Source organism: Deinococcus aquatilis DSM 23025 (assembly GCF_000378445.1).
In the GTDB taxonomy this organism is placed as follows: domain Bacteria; phylum Deinococcota; class Deinococci; order Deinococcales; family Deinococcaceae; genus Deinococcus; species Deinococcus aquatilis.
In genome coordinates, this window is record NZ_KB899704.1 from 1 (window position 1) to 15,155 (window position 15,155).

Sequence of the window (15,155 nt, forward strand, 5' to 3'; positions counted from 1 at the left end):
ATCGGCCTCGGCGTGGGTCTGGTGGCCGGATACGTGGTGATCTGGGTGGTGCAACAGGCCATTCGCCTCTGGAGCAGTTACGGTACGCGCCGCGCGGTGCAGGCATGAAGGTGACCGTCAGCGGCTATTACGGCTTTGGCAACACGGGCGACGAGGCCATGCCATTAACCCAAGCGCCGGGGCCAAACCCGGCCTGTACAGGACGAAGCGTTCTAGCGTGTCCCGTGCAAGAAGACCGGGGGGACTGTGTTGCCTTAACTTGCGCCGAGGCGGCTGGAGGGCAAGGGTGGCCTGGTCAGCAGGCCACTCCTGCGGCAACCGTTGACTCCCTCCGAAAGACGGCTCGTTGGTTGCCTCGTTTGATCAAGGCAGAGACGCTGGTGCGGGTGGGCAGGTTCAGAAGTTTCAGAAATTCTTGAGTGCGTCTTCGCCGTCGGAAGCCTTGGTGCACTCGCTCTTCACGCCCTGTGGGACGGTGGGACTGCAAAGTGACGTTGTGATAGCGGGCTGCAGAGATCACCGCTCAGTCATCGACCTCTGCCAGGCTCGCGCTTTGCCGGATCGCCGCTCCAGAGCTGGCGAGCTTGTCTGTTCACCTCCTTGCAGGGACGTCCTCCTCACCCAGAGGCCCGGTGAGAAACATCTTGGCTGCATCCGTAGCGCGGTGACGCGGAAGCAAACTCCCCTGCACAAGCCCGTGCTCGTCTACCGCCCACCAGAACCAATGGCGGAGGCCATCGACGGCCGTGCAGACCGTATCAAGAAGCCAGTGGGAACCCCGTGGGGGGTCGTGTTGACGCCGCTCCTCGGGAATGAGGGGCCGCATGTCATGCACCATTCGCGGAGGGTTTCATGGCTGTCTTCAGTCCCGCGCTGGTGCAGCAGTTCTTGAACATCACAGGAGCTGAGTGGGGAACGGTGAGACAGCTTGACGGGCACGTTGGATGATGCTCATCGGGAACCGGTGTCTGTAGGGCGTTCCATCGGTCACGGACGGGGGCAGCCTCCCCTCACCCCATTAAGGCAACACAACCGTTTGCGGAACTGGCTCTGCCAGTTCCGGATCTATTCGCACTTGGTTTAGTCCGGGTACCTGCACGCGAAGCTGACGCTCAAGCATACTCATCTCCGCATGCACCGCCGCCAGAGACAGTTCGGGCGCGAACAGCACGCGGACGTTGACCACTGCACCTTCCTCGGTCAGGGCTGCCTCTACCCTGAGGATCCGATCCACTGCGATCTGTTCTTGCAAGGCCAGGCGCACTGCCCGGGCGGTCTCCTGATGCCGCACCGCTGGTCGGGGATGCTCATGGCGTGGCTCCAGATGCACCGCCACCCGCCGAACCTCGGGCAGCATCTGCACCATGTCGGCTTCCAGCGTTTCAGATTGCCGGTGGGCTTCCGCGAGTGTGATAACCGATGACAGTTCGAGATCCACATCTACCTGGAGGCCGTCCGCCATCAGCAGAACATTGACATGATGAACGTCCAACCCCAGTCGGGCTGCAACTGCGCGAACGGTGCGGGTTTGCGTCTCGTACTCGGAACGGCCAGGCCGCACTTCCACGACCACATCCGCCTCCGGGTGTGCCGCTTTGACTGCTTCCTCCACCTGGCGCGACAGGGTATGGGCCCCAGCCAAGGAGGCCGCATGGTCGGTAGTGACAGTCACGTCGACATAGGGCATCTCGCCCACCAAGCGGCTGCGAACTCGAGTTGTTCCAGGCAGCACCCCGGGAACAGCCTCAATCAGCGCGAGCAGTTGGGCACCCAGCTCCTTGGGCACGGCGTCCATCAAATTGTTCACTGCTCGCCAGGCTAGCGTCAGGGCGACTCGGAAAGCCAGGAGCGCGACAACAACCGCGGCCACCGCGTCTACCCGGGACGTGACTGCGGGGGGGATGAACGGCAGGGAGGGCGCCAGGACGATGATGCTCAGCGCAATCAGCACCAATGTCGAGGACAGCAGGTCATTGGAGAAATTGGCAGCGTCAGCTTCGAGGGCTGCGCTCTTATGCGCCCTCGCTGCGGCCCGCAATGCGCGCACGCGGACAAGATCTACCACAATGCTGCCCGCCATCACCACGAAGGACCAGACCCCAACCTCCGGAAGTTCTGGCCGAATGAACAGTCGGCGATACGCCTCGGTCATCACCAGCGTGGCTGTGATGGAGAGGAGGGCCGTCTCCGCGAGTGCGCCGAGTTGTTCTGCACGCGCATGTCCGTAAGGATGGTTGGCATCGGCCGGTTGATCTGAGATGCGCACCACGAAAAAAGTGATAACAGCAGCAATGAAATCAAGCAGGGAGTGCAACGCCTCGGAGAGGATGGACAGAGAACCTGTGGTGAGACCCACGACCAGTTTGGCCAGCGTGAGCCCTGCTCCAGAGGCAATGCTGAGCACTGCCGCCTGCGTCTTGCTGGGGGGTGGCCGCGTCATGAGGCGTTCCAAACGGTCAACCGGGGGAGCAGGAGAAACATGATGCGCTCAGCCTAGCAGTGGGTCTGCGCGCTGGCGCGCGCCGTTGTCTTTCAGAGGGTGACACACCAGCGGTGTCATTGTTCATCAGGATTTTCCCACTCCTCGAGTGAACTCAAAGTGCTGGCTCTGCGTCACTGTGGATGATCGCCTCCAAAACTGAGGAGCAACACACCATACACAGGAGACACCGGGTTCATCACTCCCCAATAGGCTTGCGAGATTCCACGTCTACCACGCCTCTGGCGGGCACAACTGCCGTGATTACTGTCAGCGTCGACTGGCCTCTGCTTGTTCAACACCATGGGCCTCGGGAGGTGTGACCGGCGATCATCCACCATGCTGGAGAACCGGCACTTTGGGTTCAGTTTACAATCTGGCTCTCAGTGATTGCTCTTGCGGGGCAGGAGATGCATGGCGGCGACGAGAATGCCCCCGATCACCACACCGACAAACGCCGAGCCGAGCGTTTGTACCAGCCAGTCAACGACAGCCTCTAAGGCAGGCAACGCACGACCTGCTGCCACGGCCAAGTCATGCAGAAGAGCCGCAGGCTCACCCCAGCCAAACGTTTTCAGCCCAACGACAATGATGTGGCCGCCGACCCACAGCATGGCTGCCGTGCCGATCACTGACAATGCCGACATGACGACGGGCATGCCTTGCACCAAGTTGCGTCCGATGCGGCGCGCTGCACTAGACCTGCTCCCTGTGAGTTTCAGGCCTAAGTCGTCGGTTTTGACGATGAGGCCGACCAAGCCGTACACCAGCGCAGTGATCATCAGGGCCACCACGACCAAAATAAGGGCGCGGGAAATGAGAGGTTGATCCGCCACCTCGGCCAACGAGATGGCCATAATTTCTGCGGACAAAATAAAGTCGGTGCGAATGGCTCCGGCCACCATCGTCTGCTCATGCGCCGCACTGCCGAGGTTGGAGGCTGATTCTGCCGGAGCATCCTGTTGGCCTGCCACCGCTTCGTACAGTTTTTCAGCCCCCTCATAGCACAGGTAAGCCCCGCCCAGCATCAACAACGGTGTCATCGCCCAAGGGAAAAATTGACTCAACAGCAAAGCTGCAGGCAAGATAAAAACAATCTTGTTGCGCAACGAGCCCTTAGCGATCCGCCAAATAATCGGCAACTCCCGGTCCGGACTAAAACCCGTGACGTAGCGTGGGGTGACTGCCGTATCGTCGACCACAATACCGAGAGCCTTGGTGCCCGCCTTACCCGCTGCCGCCGCAATGTCATCCAAAGATGCAGCGGCAAGTTTGGCAATGGCTGCGACGTCATCCAGGAGAGCAATCAAACCCCCGCTCATTGCACTGCACCCGAAGTTTGAGGTGAGGCAACAGACGGCCTGGTGTTGCCAGCAGCGGTGCAGCCAGGTCGAGCAGCTGACAGACGGAAGGAAAGCCGTGGCAAGGTCATCAGACCCACAGCCTAGCAATCTGTAGCCCATGAGGGACATCGCCCTTGCTCACAGAAGGGACTGTTCTGATGCCACATCCTCGAGTGGCCGGGGGTGATGGGGAGTCCGTTCAATTGTCTTGCTCCCCCAGAACCACGTTGTTCTTCGTCACTTGGATCGGTGGACATGGGCGATGAGCACAGGCCCTGAGCTGTTCACCAAGTGACGTCTTGGGAGTCAGTGCTCTACACGCGGTTCTCGGCCATCCAGACGATGGCTGTGCTTGCGTGCTGGACATTTTTTTGCTCAAGAGCCGACGGACTCCCCAGAGAAAGCGCTCCAAGACCTCGCGAAGGTGGTTCAACAGGTGCCACCGATCCAGCACTTGAATGGCCTGTAGGAGGGCCGATGTGATGGCACAGGCAACTTCAGTGGAGGGATGCCGCGTCACCAGCGTGATCTCGCCTGGCTCCTTGAGCCACGCCTCGACGACCGCGGCCGTTCGATCTGGAAAACTTCAACTGGGCAGTGTGATTCCAAGTTGACGATCACCGGGCCATACCGATGCCCCTTGCGAAACGCGACATCATTGATTCCAACGAAGCGCAAGAGGCCAATGACTGGAAGTTCAATCCTGTGAAGGCCGCGCAACAACGTGGCCGCGCTGGTGCGGAGCCCCAACAGGAGGCTGAGTCGGACGCCATTTCGGTCACCCAGGGTTGAAGCTCCCTGTCCTCAAGCCAAAGATGTTCGGCACGTGGCACGAACGTACGGACCGGCCAACGTCGGGACAGGTTCGCCACCGCTGTACTGGGAACAGGGCGGAAGTGAACATCGAAAGCGACAAAGGGTCAAGTGAAGCACGCCCGGCAAACCCCGCAGAGGCGTATCGTGCAGCAGCCAGTCATCATGACTGTAAATGCGTCCGTTAGACTGCCTGGAACAGGTTTCGGGCACCCAGGAGCTCGGCAGGATCAAGGGGAACACGCTAGCCCGCTCTCAACTCTACCCCTGCACCAACTTTAACTCAGAACCGAGAAATTGGGGTCACATCACTCCGGATCCCCGACTGTTGCTACTGAACAATTGCTGCCCCTGCCAAATGGCCAAGCGATGACCACGCTTTACGCTGACCGGAAGTTCATTGGTTGGGCTTGGATTCAAAGGTTGACGGAGTCGGTGTGCCGCTCCCGGTTGGACTCCACATGGAGGCCCGTTTGGATAAGCTGCTCGCGGGAAAGAGGTGTCTAGCCACTGCCACGGTTTTGCTCCGCCTTTTGAGATTATTATTTTGTCTGGGAGTGAGTCCCCCACAGGTCTCCACCCGCGACGACAGGCGCACGTAATCTACTCTCCCCGCACCAGCTCACCAAGGAGCGCCTATGAACGACGAACAGCGACCGTTACCTCAGGAGCCTCAAGAAGAGCGCATTTCGGATGCCGATTCTGATCTCATTCAAAACCCAGCTGAGAACGAGACACCCACTGACCTCTTGGCACGGTTGCATCAAGCAGGCGATTCGCGGTCTGAACCTGACAATGAGGACGGCTAGACCCTCACGGAGCGCCCGCTGCATCCTCAGTTGCGTCCTCCAACGGCGCGTTGACCGCATCTTGAGCCGTTTCGGCAGCCACCCGTGCGGCTGAGGTGTTCCCATCTTCAGGTGTGCCAGCGGCAAACTGGGCGTGGTAGGCGGCGATGGCCCGCTTGATGACACTGGCCTCATCCCCTCCAATGCTGCCGCAGAGCTCATCAAGAAAATGGCGGGTCAGAGAATCTAGGCTGAGCGAAAGGGAATGGGCGTCGGTCATTGGAAGAGCATGACACAAGAACTCACCCAGCAAACCTGCGCCGCTTCACCTCCAGGATCTGGTAACGCCGCTTTCAACCCAGTTGTAAGCGGATGGATGGCGTTATAGCCTCCTCCCTCTTGCACTGCCACGCTGACTCTCATCCTTCCAAGACACGCTGATCACACGGGAGCAGAGGCTCAACGGAAAACAGAAGGGAAATCTGCTCGAGAGATCAAGGTGTATATCCGCTCAGGACAGGATGCCCAGCGCCGCTTTTGGATCACATCCTTTGAACCCATATCAAGCTGTACCTGGATGATCCAAGGCGACAGAGGTTAGACTTTAGGCTTGCGAACTTACGCTGTCGTGAAAGCGCTTGACGCTCAGGTAGGGCTTCTTGGCCAGTGATCACGTGGATAGGAAGCAGGAAGAGGGCGACCCCTCATGAGGGGCCGCCCTCTTGGGACAGGAAGCTATTGGTCTGCGGGTTGCACAGGCGTTTCGGTGGCGGAAGCGGCTGGTGTTTCCTTTGCCGGAGTGCCCGCTGCGGGTGTCGTCGTTCCGCTGCCTGCTGCGGGCGTCGTGGCCGGAGTCGCGGGCTTAGGCGTCACCACCGTGACACGCTTTTCCTGCGCGGCCAAGATGGTTTTCAGGTTGTCGGTGGGCTTCAGGGCAGCCACCTGCTTGGCGACAAAAGCCGATCCGACTTCGTTCTTTTTGTTGCCCAGCACTTGCTGCTCGATCTGGCTGCGAACGGCGCTCAGGGGCTGGGTGGTCGCACGCTTCAGGTCGGGGACATAGGCCACCGAGTAGCGCGACCCGACCTGGACCACGTCGGTCAGGCTGCCTTCTCCGGCAGTCTTGAGGGTCTTGGCCGTGAACACGGCGGCGTTCAGTTCTGTACTCAGTTTGCCGTCGCCGCCTGCTATGGCTCCGCGCTCGCTGACAGTGGCGCCCGCTTTGGTGGCGGCCTGCGTAAAATTGCCACCAGTCCAGCTGTCGCGGAAGGCTACAGCCTGCGCCTTATCCTTAAAGCTGGCTTCGTTGACGGTGCCGCTGGCGGCTGTTTCAAACTGCTTGATGTTTTCCTGGTAGTACTTCTGCACCTCGGCGTCCGTGACCTGAACATCACGCGCACCGTAGGCAGCCAGGGCGGCGGCCAATTCCTGGCGCGTTCCGGCCAGGGGCAACTTCTGATCCTGCGCCACTTTGCGGGCGGCGTAGCCCTGAATCAGTTGCTGAACCACCTGTGGTTTCAGGATGCCGTTGACCAGCTGCGCGGCCTGATCGGCGGGCACCTGCTGCAACAGGCCCGTAAATTGCTGGTTGCCCACCACTTGCCCGATCACTTCCGAGTAGGGGATGTTCTGTCCAGCCACTTTGGCGACCGTGGGGTCTTCAGCTTTCCAGTTGATGTCCACGTACTCCAGCTTCATGTCATTGGCGAGTTTGTCGCCCCACGCTTCTACGGCAGCGTTCTTTTTCTGCTCGTTTACAGCCGTCATGACGTCGGTTTTGGCGTCAGCAAAGGGCTTGGGCGCAGGCGCGAGGTACTTCTCGACCTTCACGATGTAAAACTTGTCGCCGCTTTTGATCACGTCGGTCACGCCGCCCTTGGTCAGGGCAAATGCGGCGGTGCCAACTTCGGTGGGCAGAGCCACCTGCGCGACGGGGCGGGGCGCGCCGTTTTCGATGGGGCCAAGGGCGCCCCCACGGTCTTTGCCTTCGGTGCTGTTGGCGGTGGCCAGTGCAGCAAAGTCACCGCCTGCTTTGACCTGTGCCAACAGGCTTTTTGCTTTGGCTTCGTCGGTCACGACGATCTGGCGGCCCACGATACGGGCATCGCTCTGAAAGTTGGCCTTGTTCAGCGTGTAGTACAGCTGCGCTTCGGCGTCGGTGGCGGGTGCGGCGCTTTTTTGGATGGATTCCACCTTGCGCTGCACGGCCAACCCGTCACGTACCTGCTTGCGGAAGGCGGCGTCGGTCAGGCCCGCGCCTTGCAGGGCGTCCGTCCACTTCTTGTTGTCGGTCAGCTGGTTCTGCTCGCGGACCTTGGTCACTTCGGCATTCACGTCATTTTTGCTGACGTTGATGTCTTTGGCGGCCTGAATGTAGAGCACCTGACGGGCTTTCTGGGCCACGATATAGGTCTTGAAATCGTCGCCCAGCAGGCCCGTATCGGTGCTGCTCAACACGGGATTACTGCGGCGCAGGGCTTCAAGTTCCTCGACGGTTACGGTCTCGCCGTTGACCTTCAGGGCAGGGGTTCCAGTCTGACGGTTAAAGAGGCTGCCGAGGTTCGGCGTGAACTGGTAGGCCATGCCCACCACCAACATCAATGCCAGAACGCCCAGCAGGACGTTCACGACCTTCTTGTTCTTCACTTGATCTCCTTGGGATTGAGTTAAAGATGGTGACCTTTGTGCAGGTTCTGTGCGGCGTTTATGCTTCACCCAGTACAGCAGAGCCGTGGAGTCCGGTTGAATTGAAGCTTCCCGGATGAAACAGTGTTGAGTGAAAGCATACGTTCCAGGGGAACTCCAATCTGATCCCAGAGTCTCTCCTCTACCGGATCAAGGCATCTATCTCTGGTGAAGAACTTCGAGCTTGTCCTTCAGGCGTTGCCTCACGGTTTCCCGCTGATGGTGATCAATGTTGTTGCCCCTTCCTGGGTGGCTAGATACTGCAGCTCCGCTGCGCCCTGTCCTAGGAAAGCGGCGTAATTGCCCGGTGCGATAGGATCGTCGGTCAGTTGACGGTACCCCGCGTCACGGAACAGGGGCAGTAAGGCTTGAGGCTGCCACCCCGGCACCCGGTACATCTCCACCCGGCTGAAGCCCGACCGAATTTCATCCCGGTAGCTGGCGCTGTAGGTAGGGCATTCTGGCGCGAACCCTTCGGGCAGCGGGGTCATGCCGTTCCATAACGTTCCAGGACGCTCGATACAGAACAGCGGGCTTTGCCAGCGGCGCTCATTGATCATCCACCAGCCACCGAGAGCTGCCAGGGCGGTGGTGGCGGCAGCAATCACGATCAGGACCGCCTTCATTCCCGGGCGTGTTCCAGAGCATTTTGGATGAGTCCAGTGACATGATCATCCAGCAGGCGGTAGTACACGACCCGGCCTTCTTTCCGGAAGGTCACCAGCCGCTGAGTACGCAGCAGGCGTAACTGATGGCTGACTGCGCTTTCAGACAACTCAATCACAGCCGCCAGGTCGCCGACACACAGTTCCTGTACCTGCAGGGCGCTGAGCAATTGCAGGCGGGTGGGATCGGCCACCATTTTGAGCAGTGCGCTGGCGTCAGCGACGCAGCTGGGGTCGGGCAACTGTTGGCGCAGCCGCGCCACCGCACTGGGCGGCAGGCGACCGTCTTCAACAGATTGAGAATTGGTTCTCACCTGCACACCATAGCGCACGGGCCAGAGAGCCAAAGTCACTTCATCACCGCCCGGACATCGCGTGCCACGCGCTCGACGTCCGTGAGCTGGGTGTAATCCCAGACCACCCGGCGCTGACCGGCGGCATCAATGAGATAGACCCCCGTGGTGTGATTGATCTGGTAGTTGGTCGCGCTCTTGACGTCTGTTTTCTGGAAGCCCACGCCCCACGCCGCCGCCACGTTATAGAGGGCAGGTTCAGGCACGAAGACGCCCTGGGCCGACGGACTGAAAAACCGGACGTACTCCCGCAGACGTTTGACATCGTCCCGAGCTGGATCAAGAGTCACCAGGACGCTGCGGAATTGCTCCCGCTTGTCCTCTGGCAGCGTTTGACGCACCCGTTCCAAGGCCGCCAGCGTCGTCGGGCACACGTTAGGGCACTGCAAGAAACCGAAGAAGACCGCCACAGTCTGGCCTCTCAGCGTGCTGAGATCAAAAGGGCGGCCGTCTTCCCCTATCCCCGTCAAGGCGGGTGCAGCGGTGTTCAGATCGTAAGCGGTGCCGTAAAAAGCAACCGGGCTCTTCCAGCGGGTATAGCCCCAGGCACCACCAATGAGGAGGGTCACTGCGACGACGCTCCACAAGACGGAGCGCCACCAGGGCCGGGCAACAGGAGTGGGCAATGAAAACTCAGTCATACAACAATTCCTCTAAGGATGAAGGTGGGCCGCGTGATCTCCATGGCGGTTGGCCTCCTCCAATTGGAGCGTTACGTGTTCAATGCCGTACCGGTCGGCGATGAGTTCCACTGCCTCCTGAACGCCCGGGGTGAGGAGCGGTACCACCAGATGGACAGTCATGTTGTGCTCACCTGTCGTGACGCTCCAGACATGCAGGTCGTGAAGTTCGGTGATGCCGGGCACCCCTGCGAGTTCGGTGCGCAAGGCGTCGAGGTCCAGGCCCTCTGGCACGCCTTCCAGCAGCACATTCACGCTGGCTTTGAGCAGGGCCCACGTCCGGGGCAGCACCCACAGGCCAATCAAGGCCCCCAGGATGGGATCAAGCCACGTCAGACCCGTAAAGCGGATCAGCAGGGCACCGACAATGACGGCCACTGACCCCAGCAGGTCGCCCATGACTTCCAGGTAAGCAGACTTCATGTTGAGGCTGTCACCGCTGCCACCCACCAAGATGTGGGCACTGATCAAGTTTACGAGCAACCCCAACACGGCCACGATCAACATCGGTGTGGTCTGTACGTCCACCGGCTCTTGCAGTCGCCGGTACGCTTCCACCAAGATATACAGGCCAATGGCGAACAACGCCCCTGCATTCACGGCAGCGGCCAAGACCTCAGCGCGGCGGTAGCCAAAGGTCCGCTGGCGATCGGCTGGTCTGGCGCCAATGCGGATGGCCAGCAAGGACAGCGCCAGTGCCATCACGTCCGTCAGCATATGGCCCGCATCGGAGAGCAGGGCCAGGCTGCCGGAAATAAACCCGTACACGACTTCAATCACCAAAAAGCTACCGGTCAGAAGCAGTGCTGCGGTCAGTTGCCGGGCGTTGGCCTGGCGTCCGTGGCTGTGCGATTCACTCATGGTTCATGGGCTCCATCGGAGCAGTGTCGCCGGGCAGCGGGGCAGGTGGCTGCCCCCGCTGGGCCAACAGGGCGTCTATAGCCCGCAGTTCGCTGGTCTGAGCCACCACTGTTCGCTCAGCGAACGCCCGAACCTCAGGCCGTTCCACACTGTTGAGAGCGGATTGGGCCATCGCCACCCCGCCCCGATGGTGCGCACGCATCAGGGTCAGGTACTGACGCTCGGCAAGCGCCACGGGGAGACTGTTCAGCTGCCGCACCTCATCAGGAGTGGCCAATCCCATCTCTTTCGGGTTCATGCCAGCCATGGGCGCTTCTGACCCGGAGATCGGGTGCCCCCAGGCCATCAGCCAGCCGCTCATTTGCCCGATCTGGGCCTGCTGCGTCAAGGCAATATCCTGGGCCAGCAGCTTCACGGCCGGGTCGGCCGCCCGCTTGAGGAGCGTCACGCTCATGGTGACGGCCTGGGTATGGTGAGCACTCATGTCCCGGGCGAACTGAACGTCTGAACTGGCTGAATCGGGCCACTTCGGCCAAGCGGCCGCCGCCAGCACGAGGCCGGAAAGGACCACGTACGGAACTAGACCGTACCGTTGTACGCGCCGCTGCACGAGGCTCCGATCTCTGGGGCGTCTCCACCCTGTTCGTATTTCGCCAGGAACGTTTTGATGCGCGGATCCGAAGCGTCGTTGACCGCCAGTTGCTTGTTCCAGGCAGTGACCACCACGGGCGACTGCTGACTTTCGTGTGGGGACACCAGGGTATGCGTGCGGCCCTCCGCCAGTTGTTTCAATTGCGCGACCTGATCACTGGCCAGATCGGTCTTATAACTGAGCCACACTGCGCCGTGCTCCAGGCTGTGGACGGCGTACTCGTTGTAGAGTGCCCGGTCGTAGACCCCGCAGTTTTGCCAGGCGGGATTGTGGGTGCCTCCAGTGGGTGGGGTTTGGGCATACTTGAGCTGCCCCTCTTGATGCTCCCCCTTGTTCTCAAACGACTTCACGCCTTCAATCTCTTTCTCGCCCTGGGAACACGCAGCCAGCACCAGGGGCAACAGAACAACCATCCAACGTTTTTTCATCATGACTCCTTGGAAATATCACGGCGGGCAGAGGCCAGATGTCCGGCTTTCCGATCCTGCCAGAGCGTCTGCACCGCCAACCAAAAGACTCCAGCACATACCAACACGTCGGACAGGTTGAAAATCGGAAAAGGACGGCCTGTCAAGACGCGAGAACCCACATCCAGCAGCGGTGAGGTGAGGTAATCCACCACCGCTCCCCGCAGTAGGCCATCTAAACCATTGCCCAGCGCACCGGTGGCGACAAGCCCCAGTGGCCACCACAGTTGGCGGGACACCCGGTGCGTGAGCAGACCCCACAGCAGCCCGACTCCCACCCCCACCCGCAGGAGGCCTAAAGGGAGCGTCAAGCTGCCCAGGAGTCCCCAGGCCATGCCTGTGTTCAACGTGAACCCCAGATGCAGCAGGCCCGGCAACACCTTGCGGTCCGTGCCTGGAGAGAGCGTCTGAACCGCCCAGTGCTTGAGCCCAGCTTCTAAGATCAGGAGGACCACCATGCTGACCACGACAGGCCAGAGATGGGCGGTGGCCAACCGCGCTTTCGGGAGCGGCGTCCCACTCACAGCATGGCCGTCCGCCGTGCTAAGGCCGCCAGGACCTGAGGCCGTTGTCGCTCAAACGGACCGAACAACACCTGGCCATCAATCACAGTGACCGGGGCAATCCGAACGTCCGTTCGGCGTTGCAGTTCAGGCAAGGCACTGGGATCGGTGCGGAGGTTCCATGAAGGTCGCCCCCTGCTGGACGAGCAACCTCTTGACGGCCTCGCAATCGGCGCAATTTGGCACGGAATACACCAACAGTTCACTGGGGGTAGCGCTTACAGTCATGCGCCTATCGGTGCAGGAACGCTCTGGGGTGCATTCTGGCTTTCTGGAGTGCCTTTCCACCGGAGCAATCTCAAGGCGTTGGCGGTGACCAGGACGGTGGCCCCAGTGTCGGCCAGGATCGCCATCCACAGGTCGGTGTAGCCCAGCAGGGTGGTGACGAGGAAAATGGCCTTCAGGCCCAGAGCAAAGGCGATATTGGCCTTGATGTTGCCCATGGTGGCGCGGGAGAGGGACACCAGATCAGCCACACCCATCACGCGCTCCCGCAGCAGGGCGGCGTCGGCGGTTTCCAGGGCCACATCGGTGCCGCCCCCCATGGCAATACCCACGTCACTTTGCGCCAGGGCTGGGGCGTCATTGATGCCGTCCCCGACCATGGCAATGCCCCCCTGCGCTTTGAGGCCCGCGATAATTTTCAGCTTGTCTTCGGGGAGCAAGTCAGCCTGGACGTCGAGTCCGAGGTCACGCCCGATGGCCTGCCCCGTGCGGGCATTGTCGCCGGTCAGCATCAAGGTGTTGACCCCCATCTGATGGAGTTGCGCCAAGGCAGCTTTGGCATCGGGGCGAGGCTCATCCCGGATGGCGATCAGCCCCAATGGACGGGTGTCATGCAGCACCACGACGGTTCGGCCTTCATTTTCCAGCGCGGCAATCTGGGTGTGGAGGGCGTCTGGGAGCGTGACCAGCGTTTGGGCATAGCGCGGCGAACTGACGTGCACGGTCTGGCCGTTGACAGTAGCAGTCACGGCCTTCCCGGGCAGTGCCTGCGCGTCCGCAATGGAAAACAGCGTAATGCCGCGCGTCTTGGCCTCGTTGAGAATGGCTTTGGCCAGGGGGTGGCTGCTGCCCGACTCCACGCTGGCGGCGAGTTGCAAGACGTCCGTTTCAGTGCCTTGGAGCGGCACGATTCCCGTCACCCGGGGTTTCCCTGCAGTCAGGGTCCCGGTCTTATCGAAGGCCACCGTTTTGATATTGCCGATGCTTTCGAGCGCCGCGCCGCCTTTGATCAGCAGGCCGCGGCGTGCACCAGCGCTGATGCCGCTGGTGATGGAGGCAGGCACACTGAGCACCAGGGCACAGGGGCAGCCAATCAGCAGCAGGCTGATGCCCTTGTAGATCCAGGGGTACCATTCAGCACCGAACAACAGTGGCGGAATCACGGCAACGAGGGCAGCGACCGCGACCACACCTGGCGTGTAATACCGGCTGAAGCGGTCAATAAAGCGGGCCGTGGGCGCTTTGCTCCCTTCCGCTTCCTCCACCAGATGGATGATGCGGGCAATGGTGTTGTCGCTCGCGCCCTTGTCCACGCGCACGGTCAGCACGCCATCGGTATTGATGCTGCCTGCATAGACCAGGTCGCCGACGGTTTTCACGACGGGCACGCTTTCGCCGGTCACCGGGCTGTCGTCCAGATTGGAGGTGCCGGTCAGGATGGTGCCGTCGGCGGGCAGACGGGCGCCGGGATTGACCTGCACGGTCTGGCCCACTTGCAGCGCGTCGGCCGACACTTCGCGGGTCTGGGTGCCTTCGAGCAACAGCGCTGTTTTGGGGGCCAACGCGGCCAGGGCCTGAATGCCTGCACGGGCCCGGCCTGCCGCCACGCCTTCGAGCAGTTCCCCGATGGCGAAGAAGAAGACCACGACGGCCCCTTCCGCCGCTTCCCCAATCAGGACTGCGCCGATGGCCGCGATGCTGACCAAGGTGTTGATGCTGAACGGATCGCCCAACCGCGCACTGGCGTAAGCTTTCCGGGCCAGAGGCCAGACCCCCAAGAGCGTCGCGGCCACGTACCCGTAGACCGACCACTGGGGTTCAATAAACCCGAACAGCCACGCCACGGCAAGCAGCACGCCAGAGGTGACAACCAGCTTGCCCTGTCCGGTGCGGTACCACGGGGTACCCGCTGGCACCGGCTCATGGGTGTGGCCGGGCGCATCGTGGTCATGGTCGGGGGCGGCTGTGGAGGCCGTGACGACTCCAGGTGCGGTGATTGAGGGCGCAGTGATCAGCGAGGGCGTATACCCCAGCGACTTGAGGTTGCGTTCAATGGTGGTTCGGGGGGTCTGGGTCTCGTCCAACGCCAGAGTAAGGGTCTGTTTGCTGAAACTGGTTTTCACCTCCGCCGTTCCAGGCAGCGTGGCCATCATGCGTTCGACCTTCTGGACGCAGGAAGCACAGTCCATGCCGTCAACAAAGTAGGTCAATGACAGGTCATCTGTGCGGCGGGCTGAGGGGGCAGTCACCAGTGAAGGCGTGTACCCCAACGATTTGAGGTTGCGTTCGATGGTAGTCCGAGGGGTCTGGGTTTCGTCCAATGCCAGCGTGAGGGTCTGCTTGCTGAAGCTGGTTTTCACCTCCGCTGTTCCGGGCAGGGTCGCGATCATGCGTTCAACCTTCTGGACGCAGGAAGCGCAGTCCATCCCGTCGACAAAATAGGTCAACGACAGGTCGTCAGAGTGAGGGGGCAAGGCAGTCATGGAAAAAGTATACATGAGTGAATGCTCATATGAAAGACCTTTCAGGGATAAAGATGAATTGTGCTTCTGTTCACCGAAGGTGGCAGAGAGCCTTCTAG

13 protein-coding genes and 1 pseudogene are annotated in these 15,155 nt (G+C 60.9%); 1 reads left to right on the plus strand and 13 read right to left on the minus strand.

What is annotated here, in order from left to right:
* Positions 1 to 295: 295 nt before the first annotated feature.
* The 3 genes and pseudogenes from F561_RS29480 to F561_RS0107340 form a co-directional block, all read right to left on the minus strand.
* Positions 296 to 991, minus strand: a pseudogene (locus F561_RS29480) (IS6 family transposase).
* Positions 992 to 1,018: 27 nt separating this feature from the next.
* On the minus strand, positions 1,019 to 2,440 hold the full coding sequence (locus F561_RS25060) for a cation diffusion facilitator family transporter (protein ID WP_019009302.1): 1,422 nt from the start codon (positions 2,438 to 2,440) through the stop codon (positions 1,019 to 1,021).
* Between the two features lie 422 nt (positions 2,441 to 2,862).
* On the minus strand, positions 2,863 to 3,801 hold the full coding sequence (locus F561_RS0107340; RefSeq protein ID WP_019009303.1) for a DUF808 domain-containing protein: 939 nt from the start codon (positions 3,799 to 3,801) through the stop codon (positions 2,863 to 2,865).
* A gap of 1,472 nt (positions 3,802 to 5,273) precedes the next feature.
* Between F561_RS0107340 and F561_RS28735 the strand changes: the two genes are divergently transcribed.
* Complete coding sequence (locus F561_RS28735; RefSeq protein ID WP_157451644.1) at positions 5,274 to 5,444, plus strand: hypothetical protein; 171 nt, start codon at positions 5,274 to 5,276, stop codon at positions 5,442 to 5,444.
* 4 nt (positions 5,445 to 5,448) lie between these two features.
* Here F561_RS28735 and F561_RS0107355 read toward each other — a convergent pair whose 3' ends face one another.
* From F561_RS0107355 to F561_RS0107400, 10 genes are all read right to left on the minus strand, one after another.
* Positions 5,449 to 5,703 carry a hypothetical protein gene (locus tag F561_RS0107355; protein ID WP_019009306.1) on the minus strand — a complete coding sequence of 85 codons (255 nt, stop codon included), beginning with the start codon at positions 5,701 to 5,703 and terminating at the stop codon, positions 5,449 to 5,451.
* Between the two features lie 455 nt (positions 5,704 to 6,158).
* Positions 6,159 to 8,069 carry a peptidylprolyl isomerase gene (locus F561_RS0107360; RefSeq protein WP_019009307.1) on the minus strand — a complete coding sequence of 637 codons (1,911 nt, stop codon included), beginning with the start codon at positions 8,067 to 8,069 and terminating at the stop codon, positions 6,159 to 6,161.
* Between the two features lie 242 nt (positions 8,070 to 8,311).
* Entirely contained in the window at positions 8,312 to 8,734 is a 423-nt protein-coding gene (locus F561_RS0107365; protein ID WP_019009308.1) for a hypothetical protein, read from the minus strand.
* On the minus strand, positions 8,731 to 9,105 hold the full coding sequence (locus F561_RS0107370) for an ArsR/SmtB family transcription factor (RefSeq protein ID WP_019009309.1): 375 nt from the start codon (positions 9,103 to 9,105) through the stop codon (positions 8,731 to 8,733). Before F561_RS0107370 ends, F561_RS0107365 begins: the two co-directional genes overlap by 4 nt.
* A gap of 17 nt (positions 9,106 to 9,122) precedes the next feature.
* Positions 9,123 to 9,767, minus strand: a complete 645-nt coding sequence (locus F561_RS0107375; protein ID WP_019009310.1) for an SCO family protein — start codon at positions 9,765 to 9,767, stop codon at positions 9,123 to 9,125.
* Between the two features lie 12 nt (positions 9,768 to 9,779).
* Positions 9,780 to 10,667, minus strand: a complete 888-nt coding sequence (locus F561_RS0107380) for a cation diffusion facilitator family transporter (RefSeq protein ID WP_019009311.1) — start codon at positions 10,665 to 10,667, stop codon at positions 9,780 to 9,782.
* The gene (locus F561_RS0107385) at positions 10,660 to 11,277 is read right to left on the minus strand and encodes a DUF305 domain-containing protein (RefSeq protein WP_342662268.1); all 618 of its coding nucleotides are present in this window, start codon (positions 11,275 to 11,277) and stop codon (positions 10,660 to 10,662) included. Before F561_RS0107385 ends, F561_RS0107380 begins: the two co-directional genes overlap by 8 nt.
* Positions 11,247 to 11,747, minus strand: coding sequence for a thioredoxin-like domain-containing protein (locus F561_RS0107390; protein WP_019009313.1), 501 nt, complete (start codon positions 11,745 to 11,747; stop codon positions 11,247 to 11,249). The genes F561_RS0107385 and F561_RS0107390 overlap by 31 nt, the downstream gene beginning before the upstream one ends.
* Entirely contained in the window at positions 11,747 to 12,310 is a 564-nt protein-coding gene (locus F561_RS0107395) for a signal peptidase II (RefSeq protein WP_245556462.1), read from the minus strand. Before F561_RS0107395 ends, F561_RS0107390 begins: the two co-directional genes overlap by 1 nt.
* Before the next feature lie 263 nt (positions 12,311 to 12,573).
* A complete protein-coding gene (locus F561_RS0107400) occupies positions 12,574 to 15,057 on the minus strand; it encodes a heavy metal translocating P-type ATPase (RefSeq protein ID WP_051096850.1) in 2,484 nt (827 codons plus the stop codon).
* Positions 15,058 to 15,155 lie beyond the last annotated feature (98 nt).